4 tRNA genes and 1 rRNA gene are annotated in these 595 nt (G+C 47.2%); all 5 read left to right on the plus strand.

Annotated elements, in window-relative coordinates:
* Positions 1-89 precede the first annotated feature (89 nt).
* The 5 genes from rrf (at position 90) to K5S59_RS29670 (ending at position 555) form a co-directional block, all read left to right on the plus strand.
* A 5S ribosomal RNA gene (rrf, locus tag K5S59_RS29650) occupies positions 90-205 on the plus strand.
* 4 nt (positions 206-209) lie between these two features.
* Positions 210-285 (plus strand) — tRNA-Val (locus K5S59_RS29655).
* Positions 286-289: 4 nt separating this feature from the next.
* A tRNA-Thr gene (locus K5S59_RS29660) sits at positions 290-365 on the plus strand.
* Positions 366-375: 10 nt separating this feature from the next.
* Positions 376-451, plus strand: a tRNA-His gene (locus tag K5S59_RS29665).
* A 23-nt stretch (positions 452-474) separates the two neighbouring features.
* Positions 475-555 (plus strand) — tRNA-Leu (locus K5S59_RS29670).
* The last annotated feature ends 40 nt before the right edge of the window (positions 556-595 follow it).

Genomic DNA, 595 nt, shown 5'->3' on the forward strand with positions numbered 1-595 from the left:
AATGTTATCTAGTTTTGAAAGAATATAAAAAACTTGTTGACTTTAAAAGTTAAATAAGTTACAATAATTCTTGTCTTAAATGAATACAGTCTGGTAATGATGGCAGAGAGGCCACACCCGTTCCCATACCGAACACGGAAGTTAAGCTCTCTAGCGCCGATGGTAGTTGGGACCTTGTCCCTGTGAGAGTAGGACGTTGCCAGGCAAATGGAGGATTAGCTCAGCTGGGAGAGCACCTGCCTTACAAGCAGGGGGTCGGCGGTTCGATCCCGTCATCCTCCACCATTTAGCCGACTTAGCTCAATTGGTAGAGCAACTGACTTGTAATCAGTAGGTTGGGGGTTCAAGTCCTCTAGTCGGCACCAGAAAATCATGGCGGTTGTGGCGAAGTGGTTAACGCACCGGATTGTGGCTCCGGCATTCGTGGGTTCGATTCCCATCAGTCGCCCCATTTTTTCTTTAAATCATTAATATGCGGGTGTGGCGGAATTGGCAGACGCACTAGACTTAGGATCTAGCGCCTTTGGCGTGGGGGTTCGACTCCCTTCACCCGCACTTTTAATAAAATAACTCATACATGTCTTGCGGAAGTAGT

The sequence above is a fragment of the Bacillus sp. BML-BC051 genome, from assembly GCF_019656175.1.
Classification (GTDB): domain Bacteria; phylum Bacillota; class Bacilli; order Bacillales; family Bacillaceae_G; genus Bacillus_A; species Bacillus_A mobilis.